General features: G+C 39.8%; 13 protein-coding genes, 21 tRNA genes and 1 rRNA gene. 2 read left to right on the top strand and 33 right to left on the bottom strand.

What is annotated here, in order from left to right; translation table 11 throughout:
- The first annotated feature begins 128 nt into the window (after positions 1-128).
- Positions 129-1,064 carry a metal ABC transporter solute-binding protein, Zn/Mn family gene (locus M3610_RS14790; RefSeq protein WP_251460105.1) on the top strand — a complete coding sequence of 312 codons (936 nt, stop codon included), beginning with the start codon at positions 129-131 and terminating at the stop codon, positions 1,062-1,064.
- 60 nt (positions 1,065-1,124) lie between these two features.
- On the opposite strand, the gene menC is transcribed toward M3610_RS14790, so the two are convergent.
- The 6 genes from menC to M3610_RS14760 all read right to left on the bottom strand — a co-directional run bounded on the left by menC (position 1,125) and on the right by M3610_RS14760 (position 8,642).
- Positions 1,125-2,231 (bottom strand): o-succinylbenzoate synthase, encoded by a 1,107-nt coding sequence (gene menC, locus M3610_RS14785; protein WP_251460421.1) that lies wholly within the window; start codon positions 2,229-2,231, stop codon positions 1,125-1,127.
- Positions 2,227-3,726 (bottom strand): o-succinylbenzoate--CoA ligase, encoded by a 1,500-nt coding sequence (locus M3610_RS14780; RefSeq protein WP_251460103.1) that lies wholly within the window; start codon positions 3,724-3,726, stop codon positions 2,227-2,229. Before M3610_RS14780 ends, menC begins: the two co-directional genes overlap by 5 nt.
- Before the next feature lie 101 nt (positions 3,727-3,827).
- Positions 3,828-4,646, bottom strand: coding sequence for a 1,4-dihydroxy-2-naphthoyl-CoA synthase (gene menB, locus M3610_RS14775; RefSeq protein ID WP_098576401.1), 819 nt, complete (start codon positions 4,644-4,646; stop codon positions 3,828-3,830).
- Between the two features lie 14 nt (positions 4,647-4,660).
- Positions 4,661-5,488 carry a 2-succinyl-6-hydroxy-2,4-cyclohexadiene-1-carboxylate synthase gene (menH, locus tag M3610_RS14770; protein WP_251460101.1) on the bottom strand — a complete coding sequence of 276 codons (828 nt, stop codon included), beginning with the start codon at positions 5,486-5,488 and terminating at the stop codon, positions 4,661-4,663.
- Complete coding sequence (gene menD / locus M3610_RS14765) at positions 5,489-7,237, bottom strand: 2-succinyl-5-enolpyruvyl-6-hydroxy-3-cyclohexene-1-carboxylic-acid synthase (protein ID WP_251460099.1); 1,749 nt, start codon at positions 7,235-7,237, stop codon at positions 5,489-5,491.
- 1 nt (position 7,238) lies between these two features.
- The gene (locus M3610_RS14760) at positions 7,239-8,642 is read right to left on the bottom strand and encodes an isochorismate synthase (RefSeq protein WP_251460097.1); all 1,404 of its coding nucleotides are present in this window, start codon (positions 8,640-8,642) and stop codon (positions 7,239-7,241) included.
- A gap of 363 nt (positions 8,643-9,005) precedes the next feature.
- Between M3610_RS14760 and M3610_RS14755 the strand changes: the two genes are divergently transcribed.
- Complete coding sequence (locus M3610_RS14755; RefSeq protein ID WP_098576404.1) at positions 9,006-9,941, top strand: 1,4-dihydroxy-2-naphthoate polyprenyltransferase; 936 nt, start codon at positions 9,006-9,008, stop codon at positions 9,939-9,941.
- A 35-nt stretch (positions 9,942-9,976) separates the two neighbouring features.
- Here M3610_RS14755 and M3610_RS14750 read toward each other — a convergent pair whose 3' ends face one another.
- The 27 genes from M3610_RS14750 to rrf all read right to left on the bottom strand — a co-directional run bounded on the left by M3610_RS14750 (position 9,977) and on the right by rrf (position 20,855).
- Positions 9,977-12,373 carry a glycogen/starch/alpha-glucan phosphorylase gene (locus tag M3610_RS14750; protein WP_251460095.1) on the bottom strand — a complete coding sequence of 799 codons (2,397 nt, stop codon included), beginning with the start codon at positions 12,371-12,373 and terminating at the stop codon, positions 9,977-9,979.
- The gene (gene glgA / locus M3610_RS14745; protein ID WP_251460093.1) at positions 12,363-13,814 is read right to left on the bottom strand and encodes a glycogen synthase GlgA; all 1,452 of its coding nucleotides are present in this window, start codon (positions 13,812-13,814) and stop codon (positions 12,363-12,365) included. Before glgA ends, M3610_RS14750 begins: the two co-directional genes overlap by 11 nt.
- Positions 13,811-14,842 carry a GlgC family sugar phosphate nucleotidyltransferase gene (locus tag M3610_RS14740; protein ID WP_098576407.1) on the bottom strand — a complete coding sequence of 344 codons (1,032 nt, stop codon included), beginning with the start codon at positions 14,840-14,842 and terminating at the stop codon, positions 13,811-13,813. The genes glgA and M3610_RS14740 overlap by 4 nt, the downstream gene beginning before the upstream one ends.
- 22 nt (positions 14,843-14,864) lie before the next feature.
- On the bottom strand, positions 14,865-16,010 hold the full coding sequence (locus M3610_RS14735; RefSeq protein WP_251460091.1) for a glucose-1-phosphate adenylyltransferase: 1,146 nt from the start codon (positions 16,008-16,010) through the stop codon (positions 14,865-14,867).
- Positions 15,952-17,901 carry a 1,4-alpha-glucan branching protein GlgB gene (gene glgB / locus M3610_RS14730; RefSeq protein ID WP_251460089.1) on the bottom strand — a complete coding sequence of 650 codons (1,950 nt, stop codon included), beginning with the start codon at positions 17,899-17,901 and terminating at the stop codon, positions 15,952-15,954. The genes M3610_RS14735 and glgB overlap by 59 nt, the downstream gene beginning before the upstream one ends.
- Before the next feature lie 723 nt (positions 17,902-18,624).
- A tRNA-Glu gene (locus tag M3610_RS14725) sits at positions 18,625-18,696 on the bottom strand.
- An 8-nt stretch (positions 18,697-18,704) separates the two neighbouring features.
- Positions 18,705-18,795, bottom strand: a tRNA-Ser gene (locus M3610_RS14720).
- Between the two features lie 3 nt (positions 18,796-18,798).
- Positions 18,799-18,873 (bottom strand) — tRNA-Asn (locus M3610_RS14715).
- 8 nt (positions 18,874-18,881) lie between these two features.
- Positions 18,882-18,958 (bottom strand) — tRNA-Ile (locus M3610_RS14710).
- 4 nt (positions 18,959-18,962) lie between these two features.
- Positions 18,963-19,036 (bottom strand) — tRNA-Gly (locus M3610_RS14705).
- A 16-nt stretch (positions 19,037-19,052) separates the two neighbouring features.
- Positions 19,053-19,128 (bottom strand) — tRNA-His (locus M3610_RS14700).
- Between the two features lie 27 nt (positions 19,129-19,155).
- Positions 19,156-19,231 (bottom strand) — tRNA-Phe (locus M3610_RS14695).
- Between the two features lie 6 nt (positions 19,232-19,237).
- Positions 19,238-19,314: transfer RNA gene (locus M3610_RS14690), tRNA-Asp, on the bottom strand.
- Positions 19,315-19,316: 2 nt separating this feature from the next.
- A tRNA-Met gene (locus tag M3610_RS14685) sits at positions 19,317-19,390 on the bottom strand.
- Between the two features lie 168 nt (positions 19,391-19,558).
- Positions 19,559-19,651 (bottom strand) — tRNA-Ser (locus M3610_RS14680).
- Positions 19,652-19,670: 19 nt separating this feature from the next.
- Positions 19,671-19,747 (bottom strand) — tRNA-Ile (locus M3610_RS14675).
- A gap of 16 nt (positions 19,748-19,763) precedes the next feature.
- A tRNA-Met gene (locus M3610_RS14670) sits at positions 19,764-19,840 on the bottom strand.
- 20 nt (positions 19,841-19,860) lie between these two features.
- Positions 19,861-19,936: transfer RNA gene (locus tag M3610_RS14665), tRNA-Ala, on the bottom strand.
- A gap of 17 nt (positions 19,937-19,953) precedes the next feature.
- Positions 19,954-20,030, bottom strand: a tRNA-Pro gene (locus M3610_RS14660).
- A 6-nt stretch (positions 20,031-20,036) separates the two neighbouring features.
- Positions 20,037-20,110, bottom strand: a tRNA-Arg gene (locus M3610_RS14655).
- Positions 20,111-20,132: 22 nt separating this feature from the next.
- Positions 20,133-20,221 (bottom strand) — tRNA-Leu (locus M3610_RS14650).
- Positions 20,222-20,231: 10 nt separating this feature from the next.
- Positions 20,232-20,303: transfer RNA gene (locus tag M3610_RS14645), tRNA-Gly, on the bottom strand.
- Positions 20,304-20,366: 63 nt separating this feature from the next.
- A tRNA-Leu gene (locus tag M3610_RS14640) sits at positions 20,367-20,451 on the bottom strand.
- A 13-nt stretch (positions 20,452-20,464) separates the two neighbouring features.
- Positions 20,465-20,540 (bottom strand) — tRNA-Lys (locus tag M3610_RS14635).
- A gap of 7 nt (positions 20,541-20,547) precedes the next feature.
- A tRNA-Thr gene (locus tag M3610_RS14630) sits at positions 20,548-20,623 on the bottom strand.
- Positions 20,624-20,653: 30 nt separating this feature from the next.
- Positions 20,654-20,729: transfer RNA gene (locus M3610_RS14625), tRNA-Val, on the bottom strand.
- 9 nt (positions 20,730-20,738) lie between these two features.
- Positions 20,739-20,855 (bottom strand): 5S ribosomal RNA (rrf, locus tag M3610_RS14620).
- Between the last annotated feature and the right edge of the window lie 5 nt (positions 20,856-20,860).

Genomic DNA, 20,860 nt, shown 5'->3' with positions numbered 1-20,860 from the left:
ATATTTTGTAAGATACTTATGGAAATCGGAATCGTTCCGTATTATGTAGTTATTATTTTTCAGAATTCAAAAAATTTTCGATAATAAATCGTAATAAATCCGATTTATAAACATATGAAGGAGTTCCTATGAAAAAAATCATCCTTTTCCTATCTATTCTATTACCATTAAGCCTACTGATGTCTGCGTGTTCAAATGGTAAAGAACAAGTACAAAAAAATAAGGACCAGTTAACCATTTATACCACTGTATTTCCACTTCAATACTTTACTTCGCAAATAGGTGGAAAATATGTAAATGTTAACACGATTTATCCACCTGGGGCCGATGAACATACATTCGAACCTTCCCAAAAGGATATGATGAGGTTAGCTGATTCAGACTTATTTTTCTACATCGGGCTGGGGCTTGAAGGGTTTGTAGAAAATTCAAAAGAAACATTGAAAAATGAGCATGTTAAACTAGTACCTACTGCAGAGGACATTAATCTCCCAAAATCAACCGATACACATGATGAGGGGGAAGAGCATCATGATGCAGATGTCAATCCACATGTATGGCTTGACCCCATTTACTCTAAGGATATGGCTGCTGTCATCCGGGATGCATTAATTAAACAGATGCCGGAGCACAAAGATCTATTTAATAAAAATTTCCAACAACTTTCCCTCAAGTTAGATGAACTTAATACGAATTTTGAACAGACAATTACAAAGGCAAAACATAAAAAGATCATCGTTACACATGCAGCGTTTGGATATTGGGAAAAACGATATGGAATTGAACAAATTAGTATATCAGGACTTTCGACTGCCAATGAACCAACGCAAAAAGAGTTAGAAAAAATCATTACCCTTGCGGAGGGTGAAGGATTACACTATATGCTATTCGAACAAAATGTCCAATCGAAACTTGGAAACATCGTTCAAAAAGAAATTGGAGCCAAAGCATTACCTATTCATAACCTTGCTATTTTATCAAAAGACAATATTAAAAACAAAGAAACCTATTTTTCGTTAATGAATCAAAATCTTGAATCATTAAAAACAGCTTTAAACAACTAAATCGATAAAAAAATGAACCAGTTCCTTAACTGGTTCATTTTTTATTAACATCCTTCATCACTAAAAAGTTATGATATCCTTCCATTGCAAGACTTGCTGAAGTCGTTTCTCGTTAATCTCAAAACCGATCCCAGGACTCGATGGTACGGCTACAGAACCGTTTTGAACGTTAACTTCAGGAGTTATGATGTCCTCTTCCCAAAAGCGATTAGATGCAGAAATATCCCCTGGGATTGAAAAGCCTGGCAAGGAGGCAAGTGAAATATTATGGGCCCGTGATATACCGAATTCAATCATTCCCCCGCACCAGACGGGTATCCCCTTTTCAAAGCAATAGTCATGAATATGTTTCGCTTCATTCAAACCACCCACCCTGCCCACTTTAATATTTATCACTTTGCAACTTCCGAACTCAATTGCTTTTCGGGCATCATCAAAACTGCAAATACTTTCATCTAAGCAAATCGGTGTTTTGATTTCCTTTTGAAGCAACGCATGTTCCAAGATATCATCATTGCTTAGGGGCTGCTCAATCATCATTAAATTGAAGTCATCGAGTGCTTTAATTCGATCCATATCAGCTATTGTGTAGGCAGAGTTCGCATCTGCCATGATTGCCAAGTCAGGATACTCACGGCGAATGTCAGATAGGAAAGAATAGTCTAGTTTTGGATTAATTTTTACTTTAATGCGCTGATACCCTTCCTGAAGATATTGCTCAATCTGTCGGAGCGCCTTTGTAGTAGAATCTGTCGCCACCACGACACCTGAAGCCACAACCGAACGGGTACCTCCAAGGGTTTTTGACAATGGCTGCGAAGTACTCTTAGCATATAAATCCCATAAAGCCGTTTCTAACGCAGCTTTTGCCATATTGTTCCTTCGTAATGAACTAAAAAGCTGAGATGATTGTGCAGGATGGTCGATTGGATTCTTTTGAAGAAGTGGAACTAGAAAATCAGTTAACATATGTAAAGATGTTTTAACTGTTTCTTCCGTATACCAAGGAGTCGAAAAAGCAACACCTTCACCAAAGCCTGAAACACCATCTGAATTGGTTATTTTAATGATTATCCCTTCACGAACCTTTACTGCGCCTAAATGGGTCAGAAACGGATCTTTTAACGGCATTTCAATGACATTTATTTCGATGGAGGTTATCTTAATCAACGGGTAAGCCCTCCTTCACCCATTCACGGAGCTCCCTGCGAAGTAGTTTCTTGGAGGCATTTCTCGGCAGTTCCTTCGTAAAATAAAATGCTTTTGGCACTTTATATTTGGCCAATTTCTGTTGGCAAAATTGTTTAAGTTCTTCACCTGAAAGGTTCGCTCCACTTCTTGTCACAATAAATGCTACCGGTATCTGTCCCCACTTCGCATCCTCTGTATGTGTCACACCTGCCTCGCTCACATTAGGGTGTGACAGTAATGCAGCCTCTATTTCTGCGGGATAAATATTTTCTCCCCCTGAAATGATTAAGTCTGAACGCCGGTCGAGAACAAATAGGAATCCCTCATCGTCTAGGTAACCAATATCACCGGAATGAAACCAACCATTCCTAAGCTTCTCTTTTGTAACATCCGGACGAAATAAATAGCCTGGAGTAACATTGGGACCTTTAATGACAATTTCACCAGGAATACCCGGTAGAGCTGCATTTCCATCCTCAGTTATAATTTGAATTTGCGATGGAAACAATGGTTTCCCCGCCGAACCCAACCTAGTCAAACTGTATTCTGGTGCAAGGGTAACAATTTGTGAAGAAGATTCAGTCATGCCATAAGTTTGGAATACAGGGATCTCTTTTTCAACACATGCTTGAAGTAATGGGAATGGTGCGGGTCCCCCTCCAAGAAGCATACAGCGGAATTGTTTGGGAAGGCGGCGTTCTTGAAGAGCTTCAACGATTCTTGTCAACGTGGTTCCAACAACAGACATAATCGTCACCCTCTTGTCATTGATATCAGCAATTGTCCTTTCCACATCAAAATGGTCATGAAGAACTATTGGCATGCCATAAATGACACTGCGCATTAAAATGGAAAATCCGCTAATATGAAATAGTGGAACATTACAGAGCCAGCAATCCCCGTCGATAAAGCCTAAATTTAAGGCTGAACCTACCGAACTCCACCAGTGATTACCATAGGTTTGGATGACCCCTTTGGGATTACCTGTAGTCCCTGATGTATACATAATGGTACATATATCGCCAAGCGATATCTCTTCAAGAATAGTCGGCTCGTGTGTGGCGCTTGAAAATATCTCGTCTATTGTTATGGTTTTCAGCGCAGGGATTTGGTTATTTATGAAAGTTTTTGTTTCAAAAAAAGAATTATCAAGAATGAATGATACCGCCTTTGAATCGTTAAGCTGCCAGGAAAGTTCCGATGGAGAGAGGCGGTTATTCAGTATCACGGATCTAACTCCTAATAACTGAAGGGCAAATAATATGACAACTGTATCAATATTGTTTTTTAATAATAGACCAACATAGTGGTCTTTTTGAACACCTAATCCTTGTAGTTTCCCAGCGGCCTGATAAGATCGTTGATAAAGTTCTTTAAAAGTTACCACTTCTTCCTGGAAATAGATAGCAGTTCGTGCAGGGGTTAGAAACGCTCTTTTCTTCAAAAAATTAGGCATCATTTCGTTCTGCATAACGGTTCACCTTTCTTCATCTGACTAACTAGTGCCTTACTTACTTTCCTACGAAAAACAGCCTGATGGAAATCATCCATCAAGCTGTTGTAAACTAACGATCAAGGAAAACGCGGGAATTTCCCAAAGTCAGGCTTACGTTTTTCTTTAAAGGAATCGCGCCCTTCTTTTGCTTCATCAGTTGTGTAGTAAAGCAAGGTTGCATCCCCAGCAAATTGTTGTAGACCAGCCAAGCCGTCTGTATCTGCATTCATAGCGGCTTTTAAGAAGCGCAGGGCTGTTGGACTTTTCTCAAGAATTTCATTACACCATTGAATTGTTTCTTCTTCTACTTTCTCAAGTGGGACAACGGTATTAACCAAGCCCATATCAAGTGCTTCTTGGGCATTATATTGACGGCATAAATACCAAATTTCGCGAGCTTTTTTATGACCAATGATTCTAGCAAGGTAACCAGAGCCATAGCCGGCATCAAAACTTCCAACCTTTGGTCCAGTTTGTCCAAACACAGCATTATCAGCAGCAATCGTTAGGTCACAAACGACGTGAAGAACATGTCCTCCGCCAATCGCATATCCTTTTACCATTGCGATTACAGGTTTTGGAATCACACGTATTAGACGCTGAAGGTCAAGAACATTTAGACGAGGAATCTGATCTTCCCCCACATATCCTCCATGTCCGCGTACACTTTGGTCTCCACCTGAACAAAATGCTTTATCTCCAGCACCTGTTAAGACAATAACCCCAATACTTGCATCATCACGCGCATAGGCAAATGCGTCAATTAATTCAGAAACTGTTCTCGGTGTAAATGCATTATGTACATGTGGTCGGTTAATGGTAATTTTGGCAATACCATTGAATGTTTCATATAAAATTTCTTCATATTTGCGTCCTGCAATCCATTCTACTGTCAAAATAATCTCCTCCTTTATTTATTTTCATTCGACAAAAAGTCACTTACTATTGTACCAAACTTTTCAGGTTCTTCCACATGAATTGCATGCCCGCTATCTTCAATCACTACCCAAGAACTATTTTTTAGCTCCTCCATCATATGACTGGCAATTGAACAGAACTTATGATCCTCCGCACCTGTTAAAAGCAACACTTCACAAGTAAGTTCATTTAACTTGCCCCACCAGGATGATTGGGACCCTGTTCCCATCCCAACTAAACTGTTGGCTAGGCCATTGGGCGAATTTTTCAAACGCTGTTTCCTAATCTTTTCTTGAGTTTCCCGCGGGAGGCCCTTCATGGTGACAAAAAGGGGAATCTCTTCCCAATAATCCACAAATGCAATGATTCCATGTTCCTTAATAAAGTTAGCAAGTTCGGCATCTTTCATACGGCGATGTTGTTTTTCGTCCTCCGTCGCTAAGCCCGGTGATGCACTCTCAAGTATTAATTTTCGAACACGCCCTGGGTACAAAAGGGCGAAGGTTAATGCAAGTCTTCCACCCATGGAATAACCAAGTAGATCTACTTGCTCAATCCCCATATGATCAAGGATCGTGTTTAAATAAGAAACAGCGGCATCCATTTGATATCGGCTCAGCTCCTCGGGAGACTCTGTTTTTCCGTGCCCAATAATATCAGGGATAATGAGCATTGTCGACTTTCCCCAGCATTCATGAAATGGAGCCCATGTGGTAGAGTCTCCCGTAAAGCCGTGCAGCAAAACAAGTGGAACCTGGCCAAGGCCGCCGTTACCGCAAACTTCGACATAGTGACGATTCCCATCGATAACGATATACATTTATTGTTCACCTTTGACAAAGTTTGATATTTCCTGGGAAACATTGCCCCAAAATTCGCGGTGTTCGTCACGATTCCTCTCTCTGTTGGTAACTATTTCATATACATTTATCCCTGTCGAATGGATGGATTTCCTTATTTCTACTCCAAAATGGTCCCAATCCTCAATCTTTATGTAATTACCATTAAACATTTTAACAGCATGCTCAAAATTAATTCCGAGCGGAGTACCAAACAACCGTTCGAAGTTTTTCGGATGCTCTGATTGCGGGAGAAAGGAGAAGATTCCTCCGCCATTATTGTTGATAAGAATAATATTAATATTTATATTGTACAGTTTTGCTGCAATCAGCCCATTTAAGTCATGGAAAAAGGTTAAATCACCTAGGACAAGGTACAAGGATGAGGAGTTTAATGCGGCACCCAAGGCAGTAGAAACGGTACCGTCAATTCCATTTGCCCCCCTATTTGCCATTACTTTAATTTGTTTATGATTGTTAAGAAAAAAGCTATCTAAGTCGCGGATTGGCATACTATTACCTACAAATAGTGCAGCTCCTTCAGGAAGCATTTCAGCTAATTGATAGAACAGCCTGCCTTCACTTAAATCCGATATATCGCTAAGCGATATCATCGTATCTTTTGATAGTTGGTTAACCCTTTTCCAAGCTGTTAGAAAATCGGAAGAGGATTTCTCTACTGTATATTTTTCTATTTTCTCGCAGAATAACGATTCATTACAGAAAATCATATTTGTTGATAACGATGCTGGATCACGCCAGCCGCTGCCGCCATCAATCACATATTGTTCTGCGTTTCCATTTTCTTTTATAAAAATTGTTAATGCTTTTGAAATGGGCATTGCTCCAAATCTAAGAATAACATCCGGCTTTAAGTAGACTTTTGCATCATCGTTTCTTAAAAAGGTATCATAGGCTTCAATGATATTTTCAAAGCTATGTTTCCCGCTTCTTAACTGTGACAAGGGGTCAGCAATTATTGGGAAGTTTAGTTTTTCAGCTAGCCGTGTTACAGCCTCAGGAAAAATATCATCGACAATATTTCCACAAACAATAATTCCTCTTGTTGTTTTTGACAGTTTTTCGGCAATTTCTTTAAATTGTTCCTCCGCGATTGTCAAATCACCTGTATGGACTTTCACATAACCGTTTGGACGTTCACGAAGCTGGAAGAGGGCATCATCCAGCTTGGGTACTAATGGTTCCCTAAAAGGAAAATTCAAATGAACAGGACCAGACGGTGCACTTTTCGCAATCGCTACCGCTCGCGCACAAATCGTACGCGCATAACGAATGATTTCATCACTTTTTTCAGGTAAAGCCATTTCGGAGAACCATTTTACATGTTTCCCATATAAATGGATTTGATCGATTGCTTGTGGAGCACCTACTTCTCTGAGTTCATGCGGCCGATCTGCCGTTAACACAATCAAAGGCACTCGTGCATAACGCGCTTCCACAATCGCAGGGAAATAATTCGCGGCAGCCGTACCTGACGTACAGAGGATTGCAACTGGCTTATTTAAAGACTTGGCTATTCCTAAGGCAAAAAAAGCAGCTGAGCGTTCATCTACATGTATATGAACATTAAGTTCTGGATGCTCTGCCATAATCATCGCCATTGGAGTAGACCGTGAACCTGGGCTGACAACCACATCAGTTACTCCCGTGAAAATAAGTTCTGAAACAATAGCTGCTATATAGGCTGTTAATGATTCTTGATGCTGCATATCAATTTCCTCCAAGGGCTCGGAGCATAGGTTTAAATTTCAAACTCGTCTCCAAATATTCACTTTCTGATTCAGAATCTGCTACTACTCCGCATCCTGCGAATAACGAAACTTCTTCCCCCTGAATAAGTCCAGAGCGAATGGAAACAGCAAATTCACCATTTTTCCTGTAATCCATCCAGCCTAATGGAGCGGCGTAGAAGCCACGATCCAGCTCTTCTACTTCTCTAATCTTAACAACTGCTTCCTCCTTCGGAAGTCCGCCCAGCGCAGGTGTGGGATGCAGTCTTTCCACCAATAACATTAATGAAGCATCCTTATGACATTTTCCGACCACTGGGGTATAGAGGTGCTGAATATCTCTTATCTTCATTAACTGTGGTTTTTCAGGCAGAATAATTTCTTCGCATGATTCCTCCAGAGCCTCTTTTATCATTTCCACAACAAAACCATGCTCTTTTAGGTTTTTTTTGTCATTTAATAACATCTGACCCAATTTTAGGTCTTCCTCTTCTGTTTTGCCACGTGAGATGGAGCCAGCAAGACAAGTGGAATACACTTCATTTCCTTGCTTTTTCACGAGTCTTTCTGGCGATGCACCAATAAAACAATCCCCATTTGATTCAAACGCAAATATAAAGCTCTCATGCTGCTGCATATACAAATTATTTAGGACATTCTCTGCCATAACTTGATCGTCAAACACAAGCCTCAATTCGCGAGCAAGCACAACCTTTTTTAGGGGACCATCTGTTAATTCCTTCACAACTCCATCAACAGTTTTCTTCCACCTTTCAGGTCCAATCTCTTTCATTTCTAGAAGTGCAGCAACCGACTTTTTGGGGTCACTTTGATGGAGAGCATTTAAAATTTCATTTCTCTCTTCGCTTACCTTTTTAAATAAGTAAGGATCCTCATGAGGAGTACAAACCGTATTAGTTGTTAAGAACGTTTGACCATCAATGATACTTAATAAATATTTCGGCAGATGGAACAAAGAATTAGCGTACTTCGACCAAAGGACGGTTTTTTCTTTGCAGGGGTCAAACGAAAAGCCGCCGAACATGACTGGACCTATCCCCATTTCAGTATATGGATTGAAAATAAGGCAGTCCCTTAAAAATTTCTCCCATTCCTCTTCAACATGAAAAAAGCGGTCAGAATCCTGATCCGACTGAATCTGTTTAGAAATCCCGAGTCCAATAAGTACGGTTTCATCTTCTGGGTCCTTCCAAAAGAAGCGTTCACCGCGAAATTGTTCTTTTCCTATATTAAAAAATGATAGTGGGTTTATCGTGTCCATTTTATGAACTTCACTAATTAAAATGGGCCGGCCTAGTTCTTTTGCGCGTTTGACAGCCAAAAGACCTCGTTCCATTATTTCCAACTCTTGAATGGTAATCAAACAAATCCCTCCAAAACAGCCGAAATGACTGTTATCCATTCATATTAATGCAATTTTTAGCATACTACCTACATTGTAAAGAAGTCAGTATTACTTGTCACTAACAATCCTGCTTCATTCCCTATTATATCTTAAGATTTCACCTTATTGATAAAATCCGCTCTCTCATTGAATTTTTCATTTTTATCATTTTCCCACCAACCATTCAATAATAATCAAACAGGTATAATCTTCTAAATTTGATAGGAAAAATTAATTGACACTAATCCTTGAATTACATACACTTAGTTTTGGGCATGGCCCATTTAACATTGAACCTAACCTTTTATATAGAGAAAGAAACTTAAAAAGGGAGAGAAGAATATGCAACCAACAATACAGAAGAGTTCTGAACCTGCAGTTGAATCAAACCGCGGCTTTCAAGTATGGTGGCAAATGACCCGTCCCCATACATTAACTGCTGCATTTGTACCAGTTCTGCTTGGTACAGCCCTATCCCTTAAACATGGGAACATTCATTTTGGGCTATTTTTTGCCATGCTCATTGCGAGTTTATTGATTCAAGCTGCAACCAATATGTTTAATGAATATTTCGATTTCAAACGCGGGCTAGATACAGCTCAATCCGTAGGGATTGGCGGAACAATCGTTCGTGATGGAATCAAGCCAAGAACAGTCCTAAACCTTGCTTTTGTCTTTTATGGAATTGCCCTATTATTAGGGATCTATATATGCGCCAACAGCAGCTGGTGGTTAGCGGCTGTGGGGCTGATTTGTATGGCTGTGGGTTATTTTTATACTGGAGGTCCGTTCCCAATTGCTTATACACCATTTGGTGAAATTCTTTCAGGTTTCTTTATGGGGATGCTAATTATTTTAATCTCCTTCTTTATTCAAACGGGAACAGTCAGCACCACGAGCATTCTCGTCTCAGTTCCAAGTATGATATTAGTTGGGATGATTATGTTATCAAATAACATTCGTGACCTGGATGGAGACAAAGAAAACGGACGTAAAACAGTGGCCATTCTATTAGGAAAGAAACGTGCCATTTACTTATTAACAGGGATGTTCACTTTTTCCTTTCTTTGGGTCTTAGGTCTGATTATTTTCGGTGTTTTGCCAGTTTGGACAGCACTTGTGATCCTTAGCGCTCCAAAGGCAATTAAAGCAACTAAAGGCTTTATTGAAAACACGATTCCAATTAAAATGGCACCAGCCATGAAAGCAACCGCACAAACAAATACCATATTTGGGTTTTTATTAGCGATTGGAATATTCATTGGACACTATCTATAAGAAAAAAGCTTCTGCAATGGCAGAAGCTTTTTTTTTTAATGCAGAGGCTTAATCCCCCATATATCATCAGCGTATTCCTTAATGGTACGATCGCTTGAGAAGTAACCAGCTTGGGCGATATTTCTTAAGCTCATTTGCTGCCAACGTAATCGATCAGTAAATGTTTCACCAATGGAACGTTGTATGTCCGCATAGGATGCAAAATCCTTTAAGACAAAATATTGATCATTTTCCTGAAGGAGCGAATCAAATATCGGTTCAAATTCATTATAGGCCCCAGGGAAAAATCCATTAACTAGTTGATCTACTGCTTGGCGAATCCGACTATCATGGTGGTAATATTCATCGGATTGATAACCGCCGAACTGGTAGTAGTGTAGAACCTCATCAGCCGTTAATCCAAACGTGAAGATATTGTCATTACCCACCAATTCACGAATTTCAATATTTGCACCATCTAAAGTACCTACCGTTAATGCACCATTAATCATAAATTTCATATTTCCTGTTCCAGAAGCTTCCTTACTAGCCGTAGAGATTTGTTCACTGACATCTGCTGCAGGAAAGATTTTTTCCGCAAGTGACACTCGATAGTTTTCCAAAAAGATCACTTTCATTTTATCACCAATTACAGGGTCATTGTTTACCTTTTCCGCTACAGAATTTATTAATTTGATGATCTTCTTGGCATAATAATAGCCTGGCGATGCTTTGGCACCAAAAATAAATACTCTAGGGACAACAGGGTAGCTTGAATCTTCCTTGAGTCGGTTATACAGATGCATGATATGTAAAACATTTAAAAGCTGCCGTTTATAAGCATGCAGACGCTTTACTTGTACATCAAAAATAGCACCAGTATCCACCGCAGTTCCCGTCTTTTCAAGAATAACTTTCGCAAGTGTTTGTTTGTTTTCATTTTTTATTTTTAAGAGTTGATCCAAGAACGAGGAATCATTTTCATATTTAAGCAGTTGGGAAAGTTCTGTTGCTTGATAGGTCCAGTCGGAACCGATGGATTCTGTAATGAATGAAGATAATTTTGGATTTGCTTTTAACAGCCAGCGCCGATAGGCAATTCCATTTGTTTTATTGTTAAATTTCTCAGGAAACAATTGATAAAATTGATTCATCTCACGTTTCTTTAAAATTTCGGTATGCAGCTGTGCCACACCATTAACACTAAAACTTCCGACAATGGCTAAATGAGCCATTTTCACATAATTGTCTGCAATAATGGCGAGTCCCTTAATCCGATCCCAGTCCCCCGGAGATTGTTCCCATAGCTCATGGCAAAACCTTTCATTGATTTCTTCTACAATCATATAAATCCTTGGCAGCAGCGGTTGGAAAATATGTATCGGCCACTTCTCTAAAGCCTCAGACAATGTCGTATGATTCGTGTAGGAAATTGTTTGTTTGGTAATATCCCATGCCTGTTCCCAATCATATCCTTCTTCATCAAGCAGAATTCTCATTAGTTCTGGAATAGCTAAAACAGGGTGGGTATCGTTGATATGAATACAGATGTGTTCATGAAGTAGGTTCAAACTGCTGTGTTGCTTCCGATAACTCTTTAAAATAGATTGGATACTGGCGGATACTAAAAAGTATTGTTGTTTCAAACGTAAAATCTTTCCTTCATCATGGGTATCATCAGGATATAGGAACTCAGAGATCATTTCCGTTTCCCGCTTATATTTTAAGATATCCTTATGTAAGGAAAATTGGGAGGGTTCGGCATTCCAGAGTCTTAATGTATTAATTGTTTTTGACTGATACCCAATAACAGGCATATCGTGAGGCACGGCCGTAACCGTTTCTGCATTTAGATGATGAAAAACAAGCCGGCCGTTTTCCATCTTCGCCTCTACCTTCCCCCAAAAGGGAATTTTAATAGAACTATCGGTTTTGCGTATTTCCCATACATTCCCATTCTTTAGCCATTGTTCCGGTAATTCAACTTGATACCCATCAACAATCTTTTGTTCAAATAAACCATGTTTATAACGAATTCCATGACCATGGCCAGGTAGACTTAGTGAAGCTAATGAGTCTAGAAAACAGGCGGCTAATCTTCCTAAGCCGCCATTTCCTAAGCCTGCATCTGCCTCAAATTCCTCTAACTCACCTAAATCTATACCTAATTCCTTCAATCCAACCTGCACGGTTTCTTCCACACCGAGATTGATCAGATTTTGTCTAAGTAATTTCCCCAATAAATATTCAATGGAGAGATAATAAACCTGCTTTCCCTTGGTAGCCAGATGTTTTTCGTTTGTAGTTATCCAATCACCACTAACAAATTCACTTATCATGGTCCCAAGGGTTTGATAATGGTCTCTGGCTGAGCTATCTGAGAAACTCTTTCCACATACCATTTCAATCCTTTTTAGAAAGGTTTCTTTAAATTCGACCGTATTAGAAAACATGTGTTTCACTCCTTGCAACGATCTCAGAATATAATTGATTATAGCTATATGCTGACTGTGCCCAGCTATAATCCATTTCCATTGCTTGTTTTACAATGGAGCTCCACGATTTTGAATCATGGTAAACATTTAGAGCGCGTTTAATCGTATAGAGCATATCGTGGGCATTAAAATTCGAGAAGGAAAATCCGTTTCCTTTTCCTGTAAATTCGTTCCAAGAGTTTATTGTATCATTTAAACCGCCTGTTTCCCTAACAATCGGGATAGCACCATATTTCATTGCAATCAATTGTCCAAGCCCGCAAGGTTCGAATTGGGACGGCATTAAAAACAAATCCGCTGCTGCATAAAGTTTATGGGCAAGCCCTTCATTAAATCCAGTATGAACTCTTAACTTTTCGGGATAAATCCGAGCCGCTTGTCTTAGATGTTCTTCATATTCATAATCCCCTGTACCCAATACAATTACCTGAAGGTCCTCCTGCAAAATTTCACGAAGAACACACTTAACTAAATCAAGGCCTTTTTGCTTTGTGAGTCTTGTAATCATCACTAACAAAGGTGTACGTGACGACTGTGGCAAACCAAAGTGATTTTGAATCTCACTTTTATTTACTGCCTTTTTCTGATGATGATTAACCGTATAGGTTTGATAAATTAATGGATCTTTTGCAGGATTATAAAAATCTTCATCAATTCCGTTTAGAATCCCAATCAAGTCCTCTTTTCTTGCTCTTAATAATCCATCTAATTTTTCACCATAGGCGGGAGTTTGAATTTCCTCTTTATAGGTTGGGCTAACGGTCGTAATTTTGTCCGCTGCAACAAGTGCACCCTTCATATAATTAATATTTCCGAAAAACTCTAAGTGACCGGAATGGAAGGAATTATAATCCATTCCTAACAAATCTCCTAATACCTCCCTCGGAAATATCCCTTGGAATTGCAGGTTATGAATGGTAAACACCGTTCGAATGTGACCGTATCCTTTTCGTTTATTATATTCTTTCCGTAAAAGGTATGGAATCATTGCAGTATGCCAATCATGGCAATGCAGAACATCGGGATAAAAATTAAGTTCCTCTATTGCTTCTAAAATTGCTCGATTAAAATAAGCAAATCTTTCCCCATCATCGAAATATCCATATAAACCTTCCCGTTTGAAATAATACTCATTATCAACGAAATAGAAGGTAACTCCTTGATAGGTAAGCTCCTCTATACCACAATATTGATTTCTCCAACCTACAGAAACGGTGAACTCTTTCACCTGTTTCATTTCACTCTTAAATTCATCTGCAATGGTTCCATACTTTGGCAGAATGACTCTAACATCAGTTCCCAAGCTCTTTAATTCTTTTGGAAGGGAACCTGCAACATCGGCCAATCCTCCCGATTTTGCAAATGGTCCACATTCCGAAACTGCAAATAATACTTTCACGAGTTCATCAACGCTCCTTGTTTGGTCCCTTTACGAATTACAAATGGTGATTGCATTGTGCCGGACAAATGAGTTCCGGCCTCTACTTTAACGTCTTTGTCTAAAATTACGGAATCAAGATAACAGTTCTCTTCAATTTGGCACTTCTGCATGATGATGCAGTTCTTAATAACTGCACCTTTGCCAATCTTTACTCCTCGAGAAATAATACTATTTTCTACCAAACCATTGATTACACAGCCATTGGCAATCATTGAATTTTTTACTTCAGACCCCTTTACATGCTTCGTTGGTGGTTCATCCTTAACTTTAGTAAAGATTGGCTGATCTTTTGGAAATAACTGTTGCCAAACCTCAGACTGCAATAAATTCATACTAGTAGAAAAATAGTTTTCAATTGAATCTATCATCACGGCATAACCGTCATATTCATAGTGACAAACAGAGTAAAGATTTTGAAGGTCATTAACCACGTCCTTCATACATGTGTACCCTGTTTCATTTCGTGTTTCAATTAACTTAATTAGCAGGGATGTTTTAATTAAGTACATTTCCATTGAACCTCCATCTTTATGATGGATTTCCGTGATGTCACAGCCAGAACGACTATGCCAATCTAGAATTGGTCTAAAGTTCATGTTGAACACGGTATAACAATTAGAAATGATGGCGTACTCTTGTGTACTGCGATAAAAAAAGTCTAAATTCGCTGCAAAATTTTCAAACGAGCCGATTTTATTTCCATCAAAATCAACAATTGGTGAAGGGAAAAAGAAAAGACCATCCCGTTTTCTGTTTAAATCCCAATTCTTACCGGAACCCAAATGATCCATAAGCGAACGGTACTGCATTTTTGGAAATATAGCTACACTACGAATACCTGAATTCACCATATTCGACAGTACAAAATCAATAATCCGGTAACGGCCCGCAAATGGCAGGGCAGCGAGTGAGCGATGCGTTAATAGATCCTCTAAATCGTCATGATATGTTGTGGCGTCAATTACACCTAAAAGCTTTCTTTTCAATCAAAGTCCCTCCTGAATTTTATTAAAAAGCAGGGTATAGCCCGCTTAACATTTCATTTGTAACCAAAATAATCTCATCATCAAAAGAGCGAATAACGGTTCCATCTGGAACCTTTACATCTTCTTGAACAATCGCTTTCTCAATCAAACAATTACTGCCAATAATCGCATCAGGCATGATAACAGACTCTTTAATAATCGTTCCTTTTCCGACCGTCACCCCCTGAAAGAGAACAGAGTTATCAACTTCCCCCTCAATCGTACACCCTTCATTAATAAGTGATTCTTTTACAATTGCATCAGAAGAAATATATTGCGGCGGCTGGTTTGGATTGACTGAATAAATTCTCCAATCGTGATCAAATAAATCTAAATCACAATCTTCACTTAGCAAGTCCATGTTAGCTTCCCAAAGGCTTTTAACTGTACCGACATCTTTCCAATATCCTTTAAACGGATAAGCAAATAATTTCTTATTTTCCTCTAAAAGCATCGGGATTACATCTTTACCAAAATCATGACTGGAATCAGGATTTCGTTCGTCCATTTCTAAATATTCTTTAAGTATATTCCAGCTAAAAATATAAATGCCCATTGAAGCAAGATTATTCTTCGGATTGTCCGGCTTTTCTTCAAAATCGACAATTCTTAAATCCTCATCCGTATCCATGATCCCAAAACGGCTGGCTTCGTTCCATGGAACTTCTATTAAGGAAATTGTTACATCTGCTCTTTTTTCAATATGGTACTCCAGCATACTCTCATAGTTCATTTTGTAAATATGGTCACCTGATAGAATGAGAACATATTCAGGCTGGTATTGTTTGAGGTAATTAAGGTTTTGATAAATGGCACTGGCCGTACCCGTATACCATTTTACTTCTGATGATTCAGCATATGGTGGTAAAACAGTTACCCCGCCATCCTTTCGATCAAGATCCCAAGCACTTCCAATTCCAATATAGGAATTTAATAATAATGGTTGATATTGTGTTAACACCCCAACTGTATCAATATTAGAATTGGCACAATTACTTAATGGAAAATCAATAATCCGATACTTTCCTCCAAACGGAACTGCAGGTTTTGCGAGATCCTTTGTTAATGAGTTAAGTCTGCTCCCTTTTCCTCCTGCTAATAACATGGCTACGCACTTTTTCTTTGCCATTACCTTTTCTCTCCTTTCGCTTTTTAACCGGTCTGATGATTTGAAATCCAAACGCAGGAATTGCTATATTAATTGAATGCGGCTGGCCATGGTATGGCTCATCTGCAGCTATGATTGTCTTTTTATTAACTAATCCAGCCCCGCCGTATTCTTCATGATCACTATTGAAAATTTCGCGGTATTCACCACTTTTAGGAACACCGATTGTATAGACAGGATAACTAACGCCTGTGAAATTACAAATAACAACTAAAGTTTCATCTTCCTTTTTCCCTTTTCTTATAAATGAAAAGATAGATTGTTCATTGTTATTTGCATCGATCCATTGGAATCCTTCTTGCAAACAATCAAGTTCATAGAGGGCCTTAGATCGTTTATAAACTTTTGTTAGGAACTTAACATAGGCATTTAATTTTTGATGCATTTCATAGTCCAATAAGTTCCAATCAAGCTGCTCTTTATCTTTCCATTCAGCAAACTGTCCTAATTCAAAGCCCATAAACAGAAGTTTTTTTCCTGGATGAGCAAACATGTAACCTAACAAAAGCCTTAACTGTGCAAATTTTTCCCAATAATCTCCTGGCATCTTATCTAATAATGACTTTTTTCCATGAACCACTTCATCGTGTGAAAACGGAAGCATAAAGTTTTCTAAAAAGGCATATAAAAATGAAAACGTTACCTTAGAGTGAACATGTGACCGAAGAAACGGTGGTGTTTCCATGTACTCCAACATGTCATTCATCCAGCCCATATTCCATTTATAATCAAAGCCAAGTCCACCGTAACTAACTGGGGCTGTCACATTGGGATATTCGGTTGAGTCCTCCCCTATCATTACAAAATTGGGATCATGTTCATGGACTTGAGTATTTAATTTTTTCAAAAAGTTAATGCCAAATGGATTCTCTCGTCTTTCATTCGCGGCGTTTGGCCAGTATATGATATTTGCTACTGCATCCATTCGAAAGCCATCAATATGGAAATAATCAATCCAAAATAGTGCATTGGAGATCAGGAAACTTTGTACCTCACCTTTTCCCAGGTCAAAGTTTGCTGTTCCCCATACAGCATTTTCTCGATCACTTTCGGTTGAATAGGAATAAATGTGCGTCCCATCAAAACGGTAAAGTCCATGCGCATCCTTGCAATAATGACCAGGAACCCAATCAAGAATGACTCCAATCCCATGTTGATGCATTTGATCAACAAATTCTCTAAATTCATCTGGTGTCCCATATCTGGACGTTACCGAGAAATAACCAATTCCTTGATAGCCCCACGAGGCGTCCAACGGGTGCTCAACAAGCGGTAATATCTCAATATGGGTAAAACCATGTTCCAATACATATGGAATTAGTTCTGCTGCCAGTTCTAAATAGGTTAGATACTCCCCATTTTCTTTCTTTTTCCAAGACCCTAGATGCACTTCATAAATCACGGCCGGCTCTGAAAGAAGGGGCTTTTTTCCTCTTCTAGTCATCCATTGATTGTCATGCCATTTATAATTTTCTAATGAATAAACAATCGAAGCTGTATTGGGTCTTAATTCAGAATAAAAAGCAAATGGATCTGATTTAAGCAACTTCTCACCTGTTTGTGAGAATATTTCATACTTATAAATCTTTCCGGTTAGATCCCTGTTTACAATTAGAATCCATACTCCTTCATCGTTAACCCTTTGCAATTCATACCCTTTACCATTCCAGTTATTAAAATCCCCCGTTAGCCTAACTGCAGAAGCATTAGGGGCCCATACGCAAAATCGTGTATAAATTTTATCGGAATTCTTAAAGATATGAGCGCCAAAAAGCTGATGACTTTGAAAATAATTTCCTTCATGAAATAAATGCAACTGATAGTCAGTCGGAAAAAACGTATTCACTGTCATGGCTCTCCTCATCCTCAATGAAAATATGTATTTCAAAGTCCAATTATAAGTGTATTTAATCAATATTTCTCATAATACTTTTTTATCTTTTCTGACAATAATCGATATATTTTCCTATCAAAACACAACATTCCTCACATTTCGACATCATTCCACAATATATCTATCATTAATCGCCAAAATATTATAAAAATTTTTTTAATTTTTTTCACAAAAAGTTATTTTAATTTTAATTCAAAATATGTCTAAATCGCATAGATGTAAGCGTTATCAACGTATTTTTTGGAAATTAGAATCGAAATTATTATTTTGATATAATTTTAGAGTAGTAAGATATCCTTTTTCAGGTTAGTATATTGGACTCGTATTTGGGTAAATTTGGTTAGAAGATACAAGAATTAGATGAGAATTTTCAAAAGGGAAAATATAATATGGAGAGATTATTCCACTAGTTCTCTTTAAGGATGATTGGATTGTGGTAAACATTTTACTGCTTTTTTCATATTAAAATTGACAATAACAATTATAGACTGCATAAAATGGCCTTTTCTCCATATGGGCGTCAATCGACTTGATTGGCTACCTAAAGCGGCCTTGGTCCACCCTTACAGTCGTCAATCACTTTAAGCTTGCAGCCTAGAGATTAAATTAGTTTAGCTATCTTTTAAAAGAATTTTACACAAAAAAAAGACTGATAACTTAATTGTTATCAGTCTTTTCGTATGACCCCTACGGGACTCGAACCCGTGTTACCTCCGTGAAAGGGAGGTGTCTTAACCGCTTGACCAAGGGGCCATAAGATATGGCGGAGAAGGAGGGATTTGAACCCTCGCGCCGGTTACCCGACCTACACCCTTAGCAGGGGCGCCTCTTCAGCCACTTGAGTACTTCCCCGTTTGGCTCCGCAGGTAGGACTCGAACCTACGACCGATCGGTTAACAGCCGATAGCTCTACCACTGAGCTACTGCGGAACAATATATGGTGGGCCTAAATGGACTCGAACCATCGACCTCACGCTTATCAGGCGTGCGCTCTAACCAGCTGAGCTATAGGCCCATATTGGAGCGGGTGATGAGAATCGAACTCACAACATCAGCTTGGAAGGCTGAGGTTTTACCACTAAACTACACCCGCATATAATAATTTATTATGGGGCGACTGATGGGAATCGAACCCACGAATGTCGGAACCACAATCCGATGCGTTAACCACTTCGCCACAATCGCCATAATAATATTGTTTTAAAACAAAAATGGTGGCTCAGGACGGAATCGAACCGCCGACACAAGGATTTTCAGTCCTTTGCTCTACCGACTGAGCTACTGAGCCAACATATGGCGGTCTGGACGGGACTCGAACCCGCGACCTCCTGCGTGACAGGCAGGCATTCTAACCAACTGAACTACCAGACCAATTGCGGGGACAGGATTTGAACCTGCGACCTTCGGGTTATGAGCCCGACGAGCTACCAGACTGCTCCACCCCGCGACAATAGAAATTATTAATTTTGGAGCATGCTCCATATCTTGTTTCTAACCGCCCCGATTTCAGAAAGCTTATTCGAGAAGCAGCTCAATCGTTGCGCTGAGGATGATTCGAAGAAGCATATTCGAACGTGCTCCACCCCGCGACAATAGAAATAAGTTATAATATCTATGGAGGAGGAAGAGGGATTCGAACCCCCGCGCGGTATGACCCGCCTGTCGGTTTTCAAGACCGATCCCTTCAGCCAAACTTGGGTATTCCTCCAAATTAAATATAAAACTAATGGTGGACCTTGTAGGACTCGAACCTACGACCGGACGGTTATGAGCCGTCTGCTCTAACCAGCTGAGCTAAAGGTCCAAGTTAAGATAATATTTGGTAGCGGCGGAGGGGATCGAACCCCCGACCTTACGGGTATGAACCGTACGCTCTAGCCAGCTGAGCTACACCGCCATACTATCATGTAAAATTATTGGTGGAGTCTAGGGGGATCGAACCCCTGACCTCCTGCGTGCAAAGCAGGCGCTCTCCCAGCTGAGCTAAGACCCCATTGATTATAAGAAGCATGGTCGGGAAGACAGGATTCGAACCTGCGACCCCTTGGTCCCAAACCAAGTGCTCTACCAAGCTGAGCTACTTCCCGTAAAAGTGCGCCCTGAGAGATTCGAACTCCCGACCTTTTGATTCGTAGTCAAACACTCTATCCAGCTGAGCTAAGGGCGCATATGAATTTAATTAACTTAAATGGTGCCGAGGACCGGAATCGAACCGGTACGGTAGTCACCTACCGCAGGATTTTAAGTCCTGTGCGTCTGCCAGTTCCGCCACCCCGGCATTAGTAGAGAGCGGAAGACGGGATTCGAACCCGCGACCCCCACCTTGGCAAGGTGGTGTTCTACCACTGAACTACTTCCGCATATCAAGGGAAGTTATTTTGCTATTGCAAACAACTTTGTTTATTTTACTTCGTAAAAAAACTTGGTGCGGGTGAAGGGAGTCGAACCCCCACGCCTTGCGGCGCCAGATCCTAAGTCTGGTGCGTCTGCCAATTCCGCCACACCCGCATATTCATTTAAATGGTGAGCCATGAAGGACTCGAACCTTCGACCCTCTGATTAAAAGTCAGATGCTCTACCAACTGAGCTAATGGCTCATACAAATGGTGCCGGCGAGAGGACTTGAACCCCCAACCTACTGATTACAAGTCAGTTGCTCTACCAATTGAGCTACCCCGGCAAATAGTATGGAAAAGTATTAAAGAAAATATGGTGGAGGATGACGGGATCGAACCGCCGACCCTCTGCTTGTAAGGCAGATGCTCTCCCAGCTGAGCTAATCCTCCATTTTTACAGCCTGGCAACGTCCTACTCTCACAGGGACGCGTGTCCCAACTACCATCGGCGCTGAGAAGCTTAACTTCCGTGTTCGGTATGGGAACGGGTGTGACCTTCTCGCCATAATTGCCAGACCATA

The organism is Neobacillus sp. MER 74 (assembly GCF_023714155.1).
This window is presented reverse-complemented; position numbering and strand designations above follow the sequence as displayed.